Consider the following 18,412-nt stretch of genomic DNA (forward strand, 5'->3'; position numbering starts at 1 on the left):
CCTCTCAACATTTAGAATGTTTCGAGTTTAACGGATTGTTAAGCAACTGTAAATAGTCAAAATACTTTTGATGAAGAACGTGGGTAACATTTTATAAAGATAATAAAGTGAAGTGTCTAATTCAAACAACTAATCGAATGGATTGAAAATAAGATTCTTTAACCAATAATTCCACTCTTCAACAACTCACAAAAATCTATTAACCTTTTAAAGACAAAAAAGAATGACCCCGACGAAAGGCCATTCTTTTCCAAACAAATGCTTTACGTACAAAACGTAAAACTAAGACGTCAATTTTACTTTTTTCTTCGTCGTTGTCCATTTGCCTCGACTTGGACTCATCACCAAATCGTTAAAGGCTAACACGTTCAAATCTCTTTGAACGGTGCGAGGAGTGATACTAAACTCTTCGACTAAATCCTGTGTAGACACGGTTCCTTTGTCTAAAATAAACATGTACACGTCTTTAATACGATTAAGCATTCGATCAGTAGTTGGTTTCATTAAATGAACCACTCCTTCATCTTAATTCTCTTGGCAAAGACTAGCGGACGACAATATGTGCGGAGTGCACTTAGGCTAATAAGTAGCTGCCTTAGACATCCCCTTTTCTAATTTTATATTCAGAACAATAATTCTGATAACTTTATTATATAGAAAAACTACTTAATTTTCTAGTGAATGCAAGAGAAATTTACATTTTAAACATAAAATTTATACTGTATTTTGTGGGAATACGTGAAAAACATGCTATATGTGGTAGTGTAAGTAGAAGTTACTGAAAATAGTTGTCAGAAAGCTGATTGTCATATATGTTGTAAGGTGTAGAATAATGTTAATACGTTGAAGGAGGAACATGGTATGGATTGGTTACAGGCTGCAAAAGAAAGGCAAGATGAATTAATACAAGATTTACAGGAGCTTGTGCGAATTAATAGTATTCTCGACGAGAATACAATAACTACTGAAGTACCTTTTGGAGATGGTCCACTTCAAGCGCTTGAATGGTTACTAGCAAAAGGTCAGAATGAAGGTTTGCAAACGAAAAATGTTGATAATTATGCTGGACATATTGAAATGGGTACAGGAGAGGAACTATTAGGTATATTATGTCATGTGGATGTTGTCCCGATCGGAGATGAAGCCGATTGGACATACCCTCCATTCAGTGGCACAGTAGCAGATGGTAAATTATATGCTCGTGGTGCGATTGACGATAAAGGCCCTACTATTGCGGCATGGATGGCCATGAAACTTGTGAAAGATGCAGGTATTCCTTTAGAAAAAAGAGTACGAATGATTATTGGTACGGATGAAGAAACAGGATTCCGCTGTGTCGACCACTATTTCAAAAAGGAAGAAATGCCGACAATTGGTTTTGCACCAGATGCGGATTTCCCGCTCATTAATGCTGAAAAAGGCATTGCTGAGCTTGTGTTCTCTCAAAATAAAATGGGTGATGCAATGAAAGAACAGCTACTACTATTTAATGCTGGAAAGCGCCCAAATATGGTACCTGATTTTGCTAAAGCTACACTTCAGCACGTCTCAGCACGACTCGAACAGAATTTTCAAACATTTTTAAGCAAAAATCAGCTAGAAGGCTCTTTATTAATGGAGGACTCTCGCTATATAATAACTATCAAAGGTAAAGCAGCACATGCAATGGAGCCAGAAAAAGGTGTCAATGCAGCTGTTTATCTTGCAACATTTTTACAGCAAGAATTGACGACAGAAGCAAGTAAACAATTTGTCGACTTTATCGCAGATGTTTTTTATCAGGATCATTATGGGCATCAGCTTGATTTACAATTTGAGGATGCAATGTCGGGTCAGACAACATTAAATCCAGGAATCGTAAGCTATGATGTCAATAAAGGTGGCAGTTTAGTAATCAGTATGCGCTATTCTGTGTCTTATCCATTTGATGAAAAAATAACAACTGCACAACGCTTAACTGTTGAAAAAGGGTTTTCTCTAGATATTCAGGACGACTCAAAGCCACATTATGTTAGCGAAGATGATCCATTTATTCAAACATTGGCTTCTATTTATAGACGTCAAACAGGTGATACAGAAACACCTCTATTATCAACAGGTGGTGGGACATATGCACGTGTGATGAAAAAAGGAGTAGCATTCGGGATGTTATTCCCAGGAGAGCCAGATGTAGCGCATCGTGCGGATGAGTTTGTTGTGGTTGAAAACCTTGTTAAAGCAGCGGCAATATATGCTGAAGCGATTGTTGAACTTGCAGGAAAAAAATAACTCAAAGACGAAAAGGATGAATGAAATATGGCATATTCATTATGGAATGATCAAATTGTTGAAGAAGGATCGATTGCAGTATCGCCAGAAGACAGAGGCTATCAGTTCGGTGATGGAATTTATGAAGTAATTAAAGTTTATAACGGAAACATGTTTACAGCACAAGAACATATTGATCGTTTCTATGCGAGCGCCGAAAAAATTCGTCTTGTTATTCCTTATACAAAAGACGTTTTACACAAATTACTACATGAGCTAATTGAAAAAAATAATCTAGATACAGGACATGTATATTTCCAGATCACTCGTGGTGCAAACTCACGTAATCATGTGTTCCCAGATGCAAGTGTTCCAGCTGTTTTAACTGGAAATGTTAAAGCGGGTGAGCGTGCATATGAAAACTTTGAAAAAGGGGTAAAGGCCACTTTTGTAGAGGATATTCGTTGGTTACGTTGCGATATCAAATCTCTTAACTTACTAGGGGCAGTATTAGCGAAACAAGAGGCTGCTGAAAAGGGCTGCTATGAAGCGATTTTACACCGTGGTGATATTGTCACAGAATGCTCATCAGCCAATGTTTATGGTATTAAAGATGGTAAGCTTTATACACATCCAGCAAATAACTTTATTTTAAATGGAATTACACGCCAAGTGATTTTAAAATGTGCAGAGGAAATTAATATACCTGTTATTGAAGAACCGATGACAAAGGCAGATTTATTAACTATGGATGAAATCATTGTATCCTCCGTATCTTCTGAAGTTACACCTGTTATTGATGTTGATGGCAACCAGATTGGTGCGGGAGTTCCAGGTGAGTGGACTCGTCAACTACAGCAAGCATTTGAGGCGAAATTACCGATTTCTGTAAATAAATAATAAAATAAAACGTTTAAGAGAACTATCGATAAGGATAGTTCTTTTTTTATGGATGTAATGTTGGGTATCGTCATGTAAAATAAAAAGGATAGTAAAGAATAATTTTCCGTTTGAATTTCGTAGAACATGTGTCGATGTAATGTATACAATTGCTTCTTTTCAATTAAAAGTAATCGAAAGCTATTATACCTGCATCGTGGGGAATTACCGACAACCTTGATTTAGTGGGCGTTTGAAAAATAGAAAACAAATACCCCTTAAAATAATAGAAACAATTCTGAATCAAGGTAGAAAAGAACTAAAGATATGGTGAGTAAGAATGGAGTGACATTTACATGGCACAATTAGTGAAGATACAAGATTATATTTCACGCTATCAAATTGATTTAGCGAGATATCCAACACAATTTGTGCGCTTAAAGAAAAGCCAATGGGAGCGCATTAAGCGTCAGTGGGAATTGGGAGAGGATATTAGCGAGTGGCAACATATTGACAATGAGGCTGAAACGGAGGCTTTTGAGGAAAAGGAAAGATTTTCCCTCTTTAAAAAAATCTTTGCTGGTCGTCCAAAAGATACAACAGAAGATGTTGAACAGATAGAAATATCAGATGAGCTTGTCAGTGATGAAGATGCCATTCCAGAAGAAGAAACGACGCTCATTTTTGAACCTAAAATTGTGTATGCACCACAATCTGTTCATGAACTGAAACGAATGTTTATTGACCAGTTTTTCCATTTTCAAATGAAATGGGCGAGCTCTACATTACGTGAAAAATCATATGTAGATCCTCGTTTCATGCGTGACTCTTTACTACGTACGTTATTGCAAACTTTACCAGATAACTACTTGTTGTTTTATTATCCGATTCTACAAATAAGAAAAGCTCCTATTGAGCTAGATGTAGTACTTATGTCGCCAACAGAATGTATTTGTATTACGGTGTTAGAAGCTGAAAATCAAGCTGTTTATGTTGGTGGCAGTGACCGCTTCTGGATCAAAAAAGTAGGGACGAAAGATTCTAAAGTTCTAAATCCAACCATTAATTTAGGACGAATGGAGTCAGTACTATCACAGTTATTTAAGCAAGATAATATTGATATGCCTATCCGTAAGGTTGTTTTAACTCGTAATGGTTATTTTGATTATCCTGGTTCACCATTTGGCGTTCGCTTTGTAGATCGTCGAAATTACGGGGAATGGATTGAACAATTAAGAAAAGTTTCATCACCTATGAAACATATGCAAATAAGAGCTGCACAAACGATTCTAAATACTGTCCAAACGACCTCCTTTAATCGAGATATTTGGCAGCAAGCACCTCAAGCATCAGAGGATTGATGTATGCAGATTTTAATTATTGTCAACGAGTCCGCGGGAAATGGCAAAGGGAGAAAGGTATGGCTACGGCTTCAACAGCAACTAACCATCACCTACCAAGTGGCTTTTACAGAGTACGAAGGACATGGACAAGAAATAGCCAAAAAATGGGCACAGCAACAGCGAGATCCTATGCTACTTGTCATAGTAGGTGGTGATGGCACAATCCATGAAGTGGTAAGTGGTGTTGTACATAATAAAAACATAATAATAGGTGTTGTTCGTGCTGGTTCTGGCAATGATTTTGCACGTTTTTTCCCTGTCTTTCATAATTCTAGCCAAATTGAGCATTATGTTAAGTCTGCAAAGGCAAGTACGATAAAGGATGTAGGGATAATTCACCTAGGAAATAAGCAAAAAGAAATCTTCGTTAATAATGCAGGCATAGGCTTTGATGCTCATGTTACAAAATTAATCAATACATCTCGACTTAAGCTATTCCTCAATAAAATAGGACTTGGTAAACTTTCTTATGCTGTTGCTGTTATAAGAGGATTATTCCGCTTTCATCGTTTTGATGTAATAGTACGTGCAGATGAGCAGGAATGGCAATTCCAGCAGGCATGGTTTGTGGCAATGAGTAATCAGCCTTACTTTGGCGGAGGTATGAAAATAACCCCTGCTGCGAGAGCAGATGATGGCCTAGTAGATATTACAATTGTCCATGGGATTTCACGTATTAAATTATTACTTGTTTTTGTCACTGTGTTTTTCGAAAAGCATACAAAATTTAAGGAAATTACTTTTTTACAAGGTCAACACTTTGATATTATCGTTGGAGATGATCAGGTTGATTGTCACACGGACGGCAATTATATTGGAGTTGTTAACGAGGAAACTACTATTCGCTGTACTGTGCAACAAAATGCATGGCAGGTGATTGACAAAGATTGCTAAAATATCATCGTACAATAATTTCATGCGAATTATAGGGGAATACGTTATACTATAAAAAAATCAATAATTTCATAAGAAAGAAATGAGGAACAACATTGAGATTAAGAAATAAGCCTTGGGCGGAGGAAATGATAACAAATCATCCAGAGGTGATTATTCCAAATCCTGAAGACTTTAAAGGAAACTGGCAAGCTGTTTTCGGAAACGACAATCCAATCCATATCGAGGTGGGTTCTGGAAAAGGTCAATTTGTAACAGGAATGGCTTTGCAAAATCCAAATATCAACTATATTGGCATCGAGCTTTATGATAGTGTGATTGTTTGTGCATTAGAGAAAGTGCTAGAGGCAAAATCTCCAGCGAATTTACGCTTACTAAAAGTAAATGGCGCAGATTTAAATAAATTTTTTGATAAAAACGATGTATCACGCGTATACCTGAATTTCTCAGATCCTTGGCCAAAAACACGTCATGCTAAAAGACGTTTAACGCATGGGGATTTTTTGAAATTATATGAGTCGATTTTGGTGGATAATGGGGAAATCCATTTTAAAACGGATAACCGTGGTCTGTTCGAGTATTCATTAATCAGTATGTCCGAATATGGTATGTTATTAAAGTATGTATCTCTCGACTTACATGCTAATATGCCAGAGGATAACGTGATGACTGAATATGAAGAGAAGTTTTCTGCGAAAGGGCAGCCGATTTATCGATTAGAATCGCAATTTATTACTAAATTGTAGGGGGAGTATGGATGGATCAGTTACAGTTTCACAATATGTCATTATCATGGCTTAACGGGGGTGTTACGTGCCTTGATGGTGGTGCGATGTTTGGTGTTGTACCAAAGCCACTTTGGTCTCGCAAATATCCAGTCAATGAAAAAAACCAAATTGAATTACCAACAGAGCCTATTCTCATCCAGTATGAAGGTAAAAACTACCTGATTGATACAGGAGTTGGCTTTAAAAAATTAAATGAAAAACAGTTGCGAAATTTCGGGGTGACAGAAGAATCCTCGTTAGCGGATAGCTTGCAGGAGCTAGGGTTAACGACCGCTGATATTGATGTAGTGTTAATGACCCATTTACATTTTGATCATGCGGGTGGTTTAACGCAGTGGGAAGGAGATGTCCTTGTCCCAACTTTTCCGAATGCCAAAATTTTTGTGACGAAAATTGAGTGGGATGAAATGCGAAACCCGAATATTCGCTCTAAAAATACGTATTGGAAAGAAAATTGGGAGCCAGTACAGCACTTGGTTGAAACCTATGAAGGTTCATTAGAAGTAACACCTGGGATTGAAATGATTCATACAGGTGGTCATAGTGAGGGACATGCCGTTATTAAGCTAACACAAAACGGCGAGGTATTATTGCATATGGCTGATATTATGCCAACACATGCTCACCAAAATCCTCTATGGGTTTTAGCCTATGACGATTATCCAATGACAAGTGTATTTGCAAAAGAGCGACTTATGAAAGAAGCGCTTGCAAATAATTATGGCTTTATTTTCTATCATGATGCTTACTACCGTATGATTAAATGGGATGAAACAGGCAAAGAAATAGTGGATAAGTTAGAGCGTAGTAGACAAGCTGTTATTACATTTTAATAGAGTAAGGAAAGTAGAGGTATTTGACATATAAAATGTCAATGCCTCGCTTTTTTGTTCGTGACCACGATAGAAAATATGATACACTTAACACGATACAAAAATACAAAAGAGAGTTGAAATAAACATGGCAACTGAACAACCATTTTTACCAGTTTTACTAGGATCAGATATGAATGCATATGGTATGGCACGTTCGTTTTATGAAGCATATGGTATTAAACCACTTGTTTTAGGACGTTCTCATTTAACTGCCACACAAGATAGTCATATTCTACAATTTCAAGAAATAGACCGTTTAAATGAACAGGAAGTTTTTGCTCCTGCACTTGCAGAAGTCGCAAAAAAATATGCTGATAAAAAACTATTACTTTTAGCGTGTGGAGACGATTATGCCAAGCTTATTATTAAAAATAAGCCAGTATTGCAAGAACATTTTACAGTTCCTTACATCGATGAATCATTGATGGATGAAATTTTGTTAAAAGAAAATTTCTATAAGATGTGTGATCGATATGATTTTAAGTATCCGGGGACTACGACAGTAACAGCTGACAATTATGAAAACTTTACACCACCATTTTCTTATCCCATTATTTTAAAGGCATCAAACTCTGTGGAATATTGGGCTTGTAAATTCCCGGGTAAGAAAAAAGTATTTGTCGCGTATGATGAAGCGGAAAAAACGGCTATATTAAAAGCTATTTATAGCTCAACTTACCAGGATACAATGATTATTCAGGAATTTATACCTGGTGATGACTCTTATATGCGTGTGTTAAATGCCTATGTAGGGAAAGACGGGAAAGTCAAGCTAATGTGTTTAGGAAATCCTATTCTAGAAGAACATTCTCCTGAAGGTATCGGAAGCTATGCTGCCATTGTAACTACCTACGATAAAGAATTAATGGATCAAGTACGTTTCTTCTTAGAAGATATAGGCTATACGGGCTTTGCGAATTTCGATATGAAATATGATATCCGAGACAAGCAATATAAACTATTTGAAATTAATTTACGAAATGGTCGCTCTAGCTACTATGTAACAGCAAGTGGTCATAATTTAATGAAGTATGTTGCCGATGATCATATGTTAAATATCGAGCAAGATGTCACATATGTGCAGGACAAACATTTGTGGATGATTATTCCTAAGGGTGTGCTGTTTAAATATGCTTCAAACGAAAAGCTTAAACTTGAAGCGAAGAAGCTAATTAGTGAAGGCAAGTATACAAATTCCCTTTACTTTAATAAGGACATGAATACAAAGCGTTGGGTGAAATTAACGCTTAATAACTTAAATTATTATCGTAAGTATAAAAAATACTTTAATAATAAAGGTTTATCCGAGTAAAATAAGGAAGCCATCTCAATTCAATGAGATGGCTTCTTATATTGTGCAAAGGATTAAGTTTAAACTTCAGTTAATTCCACTACAACACCTGAGCGTGCATCAGCAGCAAATTCGAAAGTTTGCATTTCGCCTTCATGCATACGAGAGATTCCTCCGCGGTATACTGGGATTGTCATAATACCGTTTGTGAAATCTTCTGTTTTCATAAAAATCCAAGAACCGTCAATCGGCGCATCCTTTTTAAATTCTCTTTTTATGTTTTCAAGTACTTGTCCTGCAGGTACGAACGGAGAAACTTTTTCACTAGCTTCTTTAATAATGACTGCGGCAGCTAAGCCAGTTGCAACACCAATTAAAAAATCACGTAATTTCATACATCTTTCCTCCTTTTTCTATAAGCTTATTTTAGCATAGCCTATAGAGTGAATGCACGTTCACACATTAGCTGTTTTAGGAAATGTATCAATATTTCGAATTCGGAAATAAATGTGATACAATAGGCAAGGAAGAATATTCTACTTCGTGGGGAGAGAGAGTCATCATGAATGAGGAAACATTACAATTATTTAAAACTTTAACAGAGTTACCAGGCGCTCCGGGTAATGAACATGCTGTACGTAAGTTCATGCGCACTGAGTTAGAAAAGTACTCGGATGAAATCGTTCAAGACAATTTAGGGGGCATCTTTGGTGTCAAGCACAGTGATGTTGCAGACGCACCAAAAATATTGGTTGCTGGACATATGGATGAAGTAGCATTTATGGTTACTTCTATTACAGATAATGGCATGATTCGTTTCCAAACACTAGGTGGCTGGTGGAATCAGGTTATGCTTGCACAACGTGTAGAAGTATTTACGAAGAATGGTGCAATTCCTGGTGTTGTGTCTTCCATACCACCACATCTTTTAACAGATGCAGAACGTGCTAAGCCAATGGATATAAAAAATATGCTAATCGATGTTGGTGCTGACAACAAGGAAGATGCAATGAATATGGGTGTTCGTCCAGGACAATCCATCATTCCAATTTGTCCATTTACACCAATGGCGAATCCGAAAAAAATTATGGCTAAAGCTTGGGATAATCGCTACGGCTGTGGTCTAGCGATTGAATTAATGAAAGAAGTACAAAATGAAAAACTAGGATCGCATCTATATTCAGGCGCAAACGTCATGGAGGAAGTTGGATTACGTGGTGCTCAAGTATCAGCAAATATGATTAAACCAGATTTATTCTTCGCTTTAGATGCTTCTCCAGCTAATGATATGTCTGGAGAGAAAAATCAATTTGGACAACTTGGCAAAGGTACATTACTTCGTATTTTAGACCGCACGATGGTCACACATCGTGGTATGCGTGAATTTATTTTAGATACGGCTGAATCTAACCATATTCCTTACCAGTATTTCGTATCACAGGGAGGAACAGACGCAGGTAGAGTGCATACAGCAAATGATGGTATTCCAAGTGCAGTTATAGGAGTTTGTTCACGTTATATTCATACATCAGCGTCTATTATTCATATTGATGACTACGCAGCTGCAAAAGCATTAATTGTTGAATTAGTGAAAAAAGCAGATCGTTCGACATTAGAGACAATTCGCGCTAATGTATAAGAAGTTAGAAAGATGCCTTTTAGGGCATCTTTTTCTATGGAAAGAAAGTGGGGATTACATGAATATAGCCATTGGAACAACTAATAAAGCGAAAACTGAAGCAGTTGAAGTGATTGCTCGAAAATATTTTGAGGATGCCATTTTTACATATGTAAAAGCTGCTTCCGAAGTATCAGAACAACCGATAAGTAATGAAGAAACGAGATTAGGTGCAATGAATCGTGCTAAAAATGCCATGGTAACATCAGGCGCGCAATTAGCTTTTGGCTTAGAAGGTGGCGTAACGGAAATCGCCGATGATATGTATGTTTGTAACTGGGGAGCATTAGCAGTTGCAGATGGGACAGTTTTCACAGCCGCAGGTGCACAAATTATATTACCAAAAGAAATTGCCCAGGAAATAAAAGCTGGGGGAGAACTAGGACCCATAATGGAGCAATATACAAAACGTCGAGATATTCGACAGGGTGCGGGAGCTGTAGGTATTTTTACGCAAGGTTTAGTGAGTAGACAAATGATGTTTGAGCATATTGTATCACTTTTGGTTGGACAATATTTATTCACATTTTCACAAAAATAGTTAATTGGGATTAGTGAACAGCGTGTTGTAAGGTTGCATCTTCTAAATAATTTTTTTAAAATAGAAAAAAGTTCGTAGTGAAAGGAAGAGAGACATGTCGGTTAAATGGCTAAGAACTATTGGCCTGATGCTTTTACTTCTGGTGCTTGCTGGTTGCAATCAGTCGATCGATGAGCAAATTGCTAATGGGCTTCAAATAACGGAGACGGTTTTTGCCGAAGAGCCAGAAGAACATACGGAGAAAATTGGAGATATTAAATTATATTTACCCTCAAACTTTAAAGTTGAAGACAGTTCAGATGAGTATAATATTGTGATTTCAAAAGGAAAAGAAAGCTATATTCTTTTTATAAATAATCGTGAAGCACAAGATAGTAAACTTTATTACAATCTTTTAAAAGAAAATGAAACTGACAAAATTATTGAAGAGTCGACTTATGATAAGGACGGTCGTTTTGGCTTTACAGCAGTCCTAAAAACCGATGATGAAAATGAAATGGAGCTCATCGTTAGTAGTGGTGGCGTGAAGATGACAACGATTTCTCAAGCGAAACATATTGAAAATAATTTGCGTGAGATGACGAAAATTGTTCATTCAGTTAAGATGAAGTAAATAAATTAGATTGAACAGACGGTTCACAAACATGTGAGCCGTTTCATTTTGAACATAGGATGTGAAAAGGATGAAGCAATTGAAGTCAGAACAACTGGTAGAGCTGTTAAAAGAACAATTAAATGAAGAAAAATATGAATTTCATTTTGATAAAAAGTACGATAAATTACGATTGAATCATAAGACGATTGACAAAGGGATGGAGCTTTCTTTACCTGGGATTTTAGCAAAATATAACGATAAACAAGAAGCGGCGATTAAGGAAGTTGTATATACAATTGAGCAAACTTTTAATGCAATGGAGCAAGAAAAAGAACAGGGCTTTCAAACGACTACACATATTTATCCCGTTATTCGTGCCACTTCTTATCCTCAAGCTTCAAAAGAAGGCCATGCATTTATTACAACAGAGCATACAGCTGAAACACGCATTTTTTATGCGCTTGATTTAGGAAAAACCTACCGTTTTATTGATGAATCCATGCTGGAAGCATTACAATTAACTGTGGAGCAAATTCGGGAAATGGCACGTTTCTCAGTGAAACAATTACCAACTACGTATAAAAAAGATGAGGTAGCAGGTAATATTTTCTACTTTATCAATGTGAATGATGGCTATGATGCAAGCCGCATTTTAAATGAGAGTTTTTTAAAAGAAATGCGTGCACAGGTGGAAGGCGATATGACATTGTCAGTGCCACACCAAGATGTGTTAATTATAGGTGATATTCGCAATGAAACAGGGTATGATGTATTAGCACAGATGACCATGCATTTCTTTGCTGTCGGTACAGTACCGATCACGTCATTATCTTTTATTTATGAAGATGGGGAACTAGAACCAATCTTTATTTTAGCAAAAAACAGAGTGAAAAAGGAGCAAGAATAACAATGAATGTATTTTACAACAAAGAACATGTAGGAGATGTCTTACTAGTTCAACTGGCAACGGAATCTATTGTGAAAACAGTAGTAGAGCGCGCTGGAGATATAGCTATTTTAAAAGAAGCGCAAACAGGTGAAATTAAAGCGTTTAACTTATTTAATGCAAGCCACTACGTCCAAACAGACGCCAAAGGCTTAGTGGAAGTGACACCTGAATTAGTAGAGCAACTAGAAGCAGCAATCGAAAAAAATGGCGCTGATATCAACCTGGATGTTGATTTTTCTCCAAAATTTGTTGTTGGTTATGTGGAAACAAAAGACAAGCATCCTAATGCTGATAAATTAAGTATCTGTACTGTGAATGTAGGAGAAGAGACATTACAAATTGTTTGTGGAGCTCCTAATGTAGAAGCTGGTCAAAAGGTAGTTGTTGCGAAAATTGGCGCAGTAATGCCTTCAGGTATGCTTATTAAAGAAGGTAATTTACGTGGTGTGGAGTCTTATGGCATGCTATGTTCAGCGCGTGAATTAGCTATTCCTAACGCTCCTTCTGAAAAAGGAATTTTAGTATTACCTGAGGATGCTATTGTTGGTAGTGCTTTTGAAGCACCAACTAAATAAAAATCCCTTGATGTCAAAAAGAATTACCTAAAATTTAAAAGTCTTATCGTGATATTATTCCTTCCATCAAGGTGAAATGCCCTAAATCGTTATGTTACTAATATGCTAGTAGCATAACGATTTTTTTGTTGAGAATGAGCCTCTAAATGCAAGTTTCAAGACCATTTTTATGGTATGCTTTTTGATGTAGACATTGAGCTATTGATTGTAAGAAACTAGACAATGCTATAAATGAAGTGTAAGAGAAATGAGTGAAACGAAGTGAACTGGTTTAAAAAACAAATTAGTAAATTTATAAATAAAGAAGACGAAGAATACGAATATGAATATTATGAGGATTACGGAGAAGAGCAAGAACAATTACATACCCATCACGAAGAACAGATGGCGAAGCAAAAGACTTTCCGTTTCCCATTGATTGACGATAATGAGAGAGAAATATCCTACACGCCACAAAAAGAAATGTTTGATTACGAGGATGATAGAGAAATTGGAGATTTATCGTTGCCTAAGCATTTAAACAATCATATAGTTGATTCCCGTGTTTACGATGTAGAGGTCTCTGGGATTCGAGATTTATTAGCTAATCGCTCAAAACGTACGGGCAGAAAAACAACGATGAAAAGTCAGCCTGTAGAACAGGAGAAACGATCAAGGGCAGGCTTAGTATTTCGAGATGCTCAGCAAGAGGCAGTGAATGTTAAACCCGCTCCAGTAACACCACTGAAAGAAAACAATCAGTGGAAAGAACAAAAAATAGTAGAGAGTAGTTTGCCTGAGAACCGTAAACGCTTTGTGCCAACAGATGTGCCTTCACCAGTCTATGGATTTGCAAAACCAAGTCCAATTAAAGAAGAATTATTAGATAAAAGAAAAGAAGACTACGAGAAGCAAGAGGCGAAAGCTGTAGACGAAATGCCAGCTGTTACGAAGGCTTTAAAAGAAACGACAACAAATGAGGCTAATGAAAATATACTAGAAGAAAAAGAGCCGGCTAACACAAATCAAACCGTTGTAGCGGAGCAGCGTGAAATGTTTGACCATAAGGAGTTACCTACTGCAATTGAGCAAATAAGTTTTGACGATGAAGTAGTGGATGAGGCCAACACTGAGCAGGAAAGTATATCACCCAATGCAACTGTGCCTCAAACATCATCTTTTGCCATGTCTTTTGAAGATCAAGTGAGAGAGACAGATGTGCAAGATCAAGCCGTTCAACAACTATCGGCAGACCAATCTGAAATTCATGTCAAAGAAATGATTGTTGAACAAGTTCAAATCGAAAATTCTACAATCCATATAGGAGAGGTAACGGTTGTACAGCCTTCGCAGGATGAACAATTGCTTGTTGATAACCAATCTATTGAGACAAAGGAAGAAAAAAGCCGTATTCCTTTTAATGTACTCATGTTAAAAACGGATAAAGAAAAATGGAGAATCCAGCAGCAATTGAAAATGGTAAAACCCATTACTGACGAAAGTATTCAGAAAGTAGTGGAAAATGAGCAAGTGGATGTGGAGCTTGAAGAGAAAGAGGCACCATCCTCAGACAGCGTTGTAGCCATCGAGAAGCATCATACATTTGAAAAGCAATTCGAAGAGGATGTTAATCAGCTCATGACAGAGAATAGGTCAATGCAAGACGATGTGCCATCTCACTCATATGCAAAGAGCGAAACGCAAGGTACTCCTCAATACCGTTCTGAAGACAACGTAGCTGTCATTACAATGGCTCCTGTCACGACAATGGTAAGCGGATTAACGCAAGATAGCACTGCTATTGAAAAAGCCGCTATGGATGAAATTTCTGCAACTTCTGAGCTTGAACCAGAAACAGAGTCTACTACCGATACTGAGGTAATTTCAGAAACTGTAGAGTATCCTCAAGTAGAATCTGTTGATAAGCAGGAAAAAGCTCTAGTATTAGAAGTAGAAGAAGCACCAGAAGCACATGAATTAGAAGTAGAAGCAGTGGAAGAAACACCAGAAGCACAAATGGTTGAAGTGGAAGTAGTACAAGAAACTGAAAAACCTGCAAAGCCTGTTCACGTTTATCAAAAGCCTACGGATGAATATTTAGAGCCGCCAGAGGAAAAAACACAGGATACGGATTGGATGGAGCAGCAGGGGGATACATTGGTTGAGGCACTTTCATATTTCCAAGTTTCAGCGCAAATAGAATCGATTATGCAGGGTCCAGCTGTTACTCAATTTGAAATAACGGTGAGCCATGGTACAAAGGTTAGTAAAATCCGCAACTTAGCAGATGATTTAAAGCTAGCCTTAGCAGCAAAAGATATTCGTATTCAAGCACCAATCCCTGGAAAAAGTTCGATTGGTATTGAGATTCCAAACCGTGTATCTCGAGCCGTTCGATTATCAGAGGTAACCAATAGTCCATCCTTCGTTGAATCCGATTCACCGTTAGAAGCAGCGTTAGGTCTAGATTTAACAGGAAAGCCAGTCACACTAGATTTACGTAAAATGCCTCATGGCTTAATTGCTGGTGCAACAGGTTCTGGTAAATCCGTTTGTATTAATTCCATTTTGGTTAGTTTATTATATAAAGCTGCACCACATGAGTTAAAGCTTATGCTAATTGATCCGAAAATGGTAGAGCTGGCACCATTTAATCATATTCCACATTTAGTTAGCCCTGTCATTACTGATGTGAAGGCAGCGACCGCTGCGCTAAAATGGGCAGTGGAGGAGATGGAGCGTCGTTATCAGCTATTTGCTCATGCAGGTGCACGTGATATTACACGTTACAATGCAATAGCTGATAAAAATAACGAGCATAGCCTAAAGCTTCCATATATTTTAATTGTTATTGATGAGTTAGCTGATTTAATGATGATGTCTCCAGCTGATGTAGAGGAGGCTATTTGTAGAATTGCTCAAAAGGCACGTGCATGTGGTATTCATTTAATTGTTGCAACGCAAAGACCTTCTGTTGATGTTATTACAGGGTTAATTAAATCTAATATTCCAACACGTATTGCCTTTGCCGTTTCCTCACAAATTGATTCTCGTACAATTTTGGATGGGCAGGGAGCAGAAAGATTACTTGGGCGAGGCGATATGCTATATTTAGGTAATGGTATGTCTGCGCCAGTGCGGTTACAGGGCACATTTGTCACAGATGATGAAATTGAAGCGATTATTGAGCATGTTCGTGAGCAAGGAGAGCCTGATTACATTTTCGATCAAGAGGAGTTATTAAAGAAAACTGAGGTGTCCGCAGAACAGGATGATCTGTTTGAAGATGTTTGTCGTTTTGTCTACGAGCAAGGTGGCGCATCAACCTCATTGATTCAACGAAAGTATCATATTGGCTATAATCGTGCGGCTCGTTTAATTGATATGTTAGAATCACATGGCTTTGTGTCGGAGGCTAGAGGCAGTAAGCCACGTGAAAGTTACATTACTGAAGAAGATTTAATTACTATGTTTGAATAAGAATTGCATTGTTTTCGTCTAGATTATCTAATTTACGTCGAAATTAGTTTTTTTAGAAAAGTTACACATCTATCCTTATGCATAAAAAGTGCTATAATAGACAAGATGTGTTGAATAGTACGTATTTTTTAACACTTGTGAAGGTATTAATACCTAACCATTCGTAAAATAATACGATACACCTAATAGATGATAGATGGGATATTGAAATTCCCGGGGGGTTTAATTAATGACAGTTTTTCATTTCACAGGCATTAAAGGTTCTGGCATGAGTTCGCTTGCACAAATCTTATTTGATGCTGGTGAACAAGTACAGGGCTCAGATGTCGATAAATATTTCTTCACGGAGCAGCCGTTACGTGAACGTAATATTCCAATTTTTACATTTAATGCTGATAATATTAAAGAAGGCATGACAGTGATTGCAGGTAATGCTTTTCCTGACGATCATCCTGAATTAGTGCGTGCCAGAGAAATCGGTGTAGAAATCATCCGTTACCATAAATTTTTAGGTGAATATATTGGTAACTACATTTCGATTGCTATCACTGGTGCACATGGTAAAACATCTACAACTGGTTTAATGGCACATGTAGTAGGTGGTTATAAGCCAACATCTTATTTAATTGGTGATGGTACTGGTGCAGGTCAAAAAAATGCTGATTTTTTTGTTATGGAAGCATGTGAATACCGTCGTCACTTCTTAGCATATAATCCTGATTATGCTGTGATGACTAATATCGACTTCGATCATCCAGACTACTTCGCTAATATAGAAGATGTTTATTCTGCATTTCAATCATTAGCTTTACAAGTGAAAAAAGCGATCATAGCATGTGGTGACGATGAACAGCTTCAGCGTATTCAAGCAAAAGTGCCAGTCGTTTATTATGGATTCGGTGCAGAAAATGATTTCGAAGCTCGTAATGTTGAAAAAACAACTGAAGGTACAAAATTTGATGTTTTTGTACGTAATGAATTTTATAGCACTTTCTTTATCCCATTATTTGGAGATCATGCTGTTTTAAATACACTAGCGGTGATTACGCTATGTGAATATGAAGGCATCTCACCTGATATAATCCAGGAGCGCTTACACACTTATAAAGGTGTAAAGAGACGTTTTACTGAAACGGATATAGGGGATAATGTTCTAATAGACGATTATGCACACCATCCTACGGAAATTCGTGCTACAATTCAATCAGCACGACAAAAGTTCCCAGATCGTGAGCTAGTTGCAATTTTCCAACCACATACATTTACACGTACACAAGCTTTTTTACAAGATTTTGCGGATAGTTTGAGCCTTGCAGATACAGCCTATTTATGTGATATATTTGGCTCTGCGAGAGAAACGCAAGGTGCTCTCTCTATTCATGATTTAGCGTCACTTATCGAAGGCAGTGCAGTGATTACCACTGAGGGAATTGATATATTAACAAAACATAAAGGCGCAGTATTTTTATTTATGGGCGCTGGTGATGTTCACAAGTTCCAAGATGCTTTTGAAAACGTGCTTAAAAACAATGAAACAGCTTAGTCCGTAGGGGTTAAGCTGTTTTTTCTCAAATTTGAGCAGGAATTCCGTTTTTTTTGTCGAAGATAGGGAAAGTAATAGTAAAGACAATTTACTAGCAGGAGGTTAACTTATGGAAGTGATTTTGTATATTGCAGCTATTATTGCAGCAATCGGATTTTTAATTTTATGTATAAGCGTGGGCATGACATTATTTTCGCTTAAGGCTATTTTAAACAGCTTAGCAGGAACACTATCAGGAATTGAAGGACAAATGGAAGGTATCACACGTGAAACAACGTCCTTATTAACGAAAACAAATAGCTTAGCAGAGGATATTCAACATAAATCGGAACAATTAAATTCAGTTGTACAAGCTGTTAAAGGTATTGGTGATTCCGTTAATGGTTTAAATAATTCTGTACAGCAAATCACTTCTTCTGTTTCTAAAAGTGTAGAACAAAATGAAGAAAAAATTGCACAAGTTGTTCAATGGAGTAATGTTGCGATGGGAATTGCAGATAAATGGAAAAAACGCAAAATCATTGAGCAAGAAACGGTTTCTGAAGATGCCTATGCATTTGAAACGGTTCAAATAGAAGAAAAGCCAAAAAGAAAATGGGGTCGTAAAAAATGATAATTATTCAGTGAGTATTCCATTCTGACTGAATAAAAATAAAGTCTTAGACATAAGTTGTAGATGCATCTGTGAAAGTAGA

17 protein-coding genes are annotated in these 18,412 nt (G+C 37.1%); 15 read left to right on the forward strand and 2 right to left on the reverse strand.

All coding sequences use genetic code 11. The features are described from left to right. Nucleotides 1-282 precede the first annotated feature (282 nt). Nucleotides 283-504, reverse strand: a complete 222-nt coding sequence (locus SJW71_RS06405; protein ID WP_049667439.1) for a DeoR family transcriptional regulator — start codon at nt 502-504, stop codon at nt 283-285. A gap of 357 nt (nt 505-861) precedes the next feature. On the opposite strand from SJW71_RS06405, the gene pepV reads away from it, so the two are divergent. The 7 genes from pepV (at nt 862) to SJW71_RS06440 (ending at nt 8,398) form a co-directional block, all read left to right on the forward strand. After that, complete coding sequence (gene pepV, locus SJW71_RS06410) at nt 862-2,268, forward strand: dipeptidase PepV (RefSeq protein ID WP_312506621.1); 1,407 nt, start codon at nt 862-864, stop codon at nt 2,266-2,268. Between the two features lie 27 nt (nt 2,269-2,295). Continuing rightward, entirely contained in the window at nt 2,296-3,147 is an 852-nt protein-coding gene (gene dat / locus SJW71_RS06415; protein ID WP_431811873.1) for a D-amino-acid transaminase, read from the forward strand. A 335-nt stretch (nt 3,148-3,482) separates the two neighbouring features. Next, on the forward strand, nt 3,483-4,487 hold the full coding sequence (locus tag SJW71_RS06420; protein WP_274794128.1) for a nuclease-related domain-containing protein: 1,005 nt from the start codon (nt 3,483-3,485) through the stop codon (nt 4,485-4,487). Between the two features lie 3 nt (nt 4,488-4,490). After that, nucleotides 4,491-5,423, forward strand: a complete 933-nt coding sequence (locus SJW71_RS06425; protein ID WP_322606024.1) for a diacylglycerol/lipid kinase family protein — start codon at nt 4,491-4,493, stop codon at nt 5,421-5,423. 95 nt (nt 5,424-5,518) lie between these two features. Beyond that, nucleotides 5,519-6,169 carry a tRNA (guanosine(46)-N7)-methyltransferase TrmB gene (gene trmB / locus SJW71_RS06430; RefSeq protein ID WP_274794126.1) on the forward strand — a complete coding sequence of 217 codons (651 nt, stop codon included), beginning with the start codon at nt 5,519-5,521 and terminating at the stop codon, nt 6,167-6,169. Nucleotides 6,170-6,180: 11 nt separating this feature from the next. Continuing rightward, nucleotides 6,181-7,044 (forward strand): YtnP family quorum-quenching lactonase, encoded by an 864-nt coding sequence (locus SJW71_RS06435; RefSeq protein WP_274794125.1) that lies wholly within the window; start codon nt 6,181-6,183, stop codon nt 7,042-7,044. Between the two features lie 127 nt (nt 7,045-7,171). Next, a complete protein-coding gene (locus SJW71_RS06440) occupies nt 7,172-8,398 on the forward strand; it encodes an ATP-grasp domain-containing protein (RefSeq protein ID WP_274794124.1) in 1,227 nt (408 codons plus the stop codon). Between the two features lie 59 nt (nt 8,399-8,457). Here the strand turns inward: SJW71_RS06440 and SJW71_RS06445 are convergent, their stop codons facing one another. Next, on the reverse strand, nt 8,458-8,772 hold the full coding sequence (locus tag SJW71_RS06445; protein WP_274794123.1) for a hypothetical protein: 315 nt from the start codon (nt 8,770-8,772) through the stop codon (nt 8,458-8,460). A 167-nt stretch (nt 8,773-8,939) separates the two neighbouring features. On the opposite strand from SJW71_RS06445, the gene SJW71_RS06450 reads away from it, so the two are divergent. The 8 genes from SJW71_RS06450 to SJW71_RS06485 all read left to right on the forward strand — a co-directional run bounded on the left by SJW71_RS06450 (nt 8,940) and on the right by SJW71_RS06485 (nt 18,330). Next, complete coding sequence (locus SJW71_RS06450) at nt 8,940-10,016, forward strand: M42 family metallopeptidase (protein WP_431811874.1); 1,077 nt, start codon at nt 8,940-8,942, stop codon at nt 10,014-10,016. A gap of 58 nt (nt 10,017-10,074) precedes the next feature. Beyond that, nucleotides 10,075-10,596 (forward strand): DUF84 family protein, encoded by a 522-nt coding sequence (locus tag SJW71_RS06455; protein WP_431811875.1) that lies wholly within the window; start codon nt 10,075-10,077, stop codon nt 10,594-10,596. Between the two features lie 94 nt (nt 10,597-10,690). Then, nucleotides 10,691-11,209 (forward strand): hypothetical protein, encoded by a 519-nt coding sequence (locus SJW71_RS06460; RefSeq protein ID WP_312506618.1) that lies wholly within the window; start codon nt 10,691-10,693, stop codon nt 11,207-11,209. A gap of 70 nt (nt 11,210-11,279) precedes the next feature. Beyond that, the gene (locus tag SJW71_RS06465) at nt 11,280-12,098 is read left to right on the forward strand and encodes a DUF1444 domain-containing protein (protein WP_274794119.1); all 819 of its coding nucleotides are present in this window, start codon (nt 11,280-11,282) and stop codon (nt 12,096-12,098) included. Between the two features lie 2 nt (nt 12,099-12,100). After that, on the forward strand, nt 12,101-12,715 hold the full coding sequence (gene ytpR / locus SJW71_RS06470) for a YtpR family tRNA-binding protein (RefSeq protein ID WP_341386696.1): 615 nt from the start codon (nt 12,101-12,103) through the stop codon (nt 12,713-12,715). A 261-nt stretch (nt 12,716-12,976) separates the two neighbouring features. Continuing rightward, nucleotides 12,977-16,174 (forward strand): DNA translocase FtsK, encoded by a 3,198-nt coding sequence (locus SJW71_RS06475; protein ID WP_431811876.1) that lies wholly within the window; start codon nt 12,977-12,979, stop codon nt 16,172-16,174. Nucleotides 16,175-16,403: 229 nt separating this feature from the next. Further along, nucleotides 16,404-17,717: a UDP-N-acetylmuramate--L-alanine ligase gene (gene murC / locus SJW71_RS06480; protein WP_274794116.1), complete on the forward strand. Its 1,314-nt coding sequence runs from the start codon at nt 16,404-16,406 to the stop codon at nt 17,715-17,717. 109 nt (nt 17,718-17,826) lie between these two features. After that, nucleotides 17,827-18,330, forward strand: coding sequence for a DUF948 domain-containing protein (locus tag SJW71_RS06485; protein WP_274794115.1), 504 nt, complete (start codon nt 17,827-17,829; stop codon nt 18,328-18,330). The last annotated feature ends 82 nt before the right edge of the window (nt 18,331-18,412 follow it).

This window comes from Lysinibacillus sp. FW12 (assembly GCF_050817245.1).
GTDB classification, from domain to species: Bacteria; Bacillota; Bacilli; order Bacillales_A; family Planococcaceae; genus Lysinibacillus; species Lysinibacillus irui.

Excerpts from the sequence above, each read along its gene's own strand:
- SJW71_RS06450 (WP_431811874.1), top strand. The coding sequence starts at position 8,940 with ATGAATGAGGAAACATTACAATTATTTAAAACTTTAACAGAGTTACCA.
- SJW71_RS06485 (WP_274794115.1), top strand. The coding sequence starts at position 17,827 with ATGGAAGTGATTTTGTATATTGCAGCTATTATTGCAGCAATCGGATTT.
- SJW71_RS06460 (WP_312506618.1), top strand. The coding sequence starts at position 10,691 with ATGTCGGTTAAATGGCTAAGAACTATTGGCCTGATGCTTTTACTTCTG.
- SJW71_RS06465 (WP_274794119.1), top strand. The coding sequence starts at position 11,280 with ATGAAGCAATTGAAGTCAGAACAACTGGTAGAGCTGTTAAAAGAACAA.
- murC (WP_274794116.1), top strand. The coding sequence starts at position 16,404 with ATGACAGTTTTTCATTTCACAGGCATTAAAGGTTCTGGCATGAGTTCG.
- SJW71_RS06445 (WP_274794123.1), bottom strand. The coding sequence starts at position 8,772 with ATGAAATTACGTGATTTTTTAATTGGTGTTGCAACTGGCTTAGCTGCC.
- ytpR (WP_341386696.1), top strand. The coding sequence starts at position 12,101 with ATGAATGTATTTTACAACAAAGAACATGTAGGAGATGTCTTACTAGTT.
- dat (WP_431811873.1), top strand. The coding sequence starts at position 2,296 with ATGGCATATTCATTATGGAATGATCAAATTGTTGAAGAAGGATCGATT.
- pepV (WP_312506621.1), top strand. The coding sequence starts at position 862 with ATGGATTGGTTACAGGCTGCAAAAGAAAGGCAAGATGAATTAATACAA.
- SJW71_RS06425 (WP_322606024.1), top strand. The coding sequence starts at position 4,491 with ATGCAGATTTTAATTATTGTCAACGAGTCCGCGGGAAATGGCAAAGGG.
- SJW71_RS06435 (WP_274794125.1), top strand. The coding sequence starts at position 6,181 with ATGGATCAGTTACAGTTTCACAATATGTCATTATCATGGCTTAACGGG.
- SJW71_RS06420 (WP_274794128.1), top strand. The coding sequence starts at position 3,483 with ATGGCACAATTAGTGAAGATACAAGATTATATTTCACGCTATCAAATT.
- SJW71_RS06405 (WP_049667439.1), bottom strand. The coding sequence starts at position 504 with ATGAAACCAACTACTGATCGAATGCTTAATCGTATTAAAGACGTGTAC.
- SJW71_RS06440 (WP_274794124.1), top strand. The coding sequence starts at position 7,172 with ATGGCAACTGAACAACCATTTTTACCAGTTTTACTAGGATCAGATATG.
- SJW71_RS06455 (WP_431811875.1), top strand. The coding sequence starts at position 10,075 with ATGAATATAGCCATTGGAACAACTAATAAAGCGAAAACTGAAGCAGTT.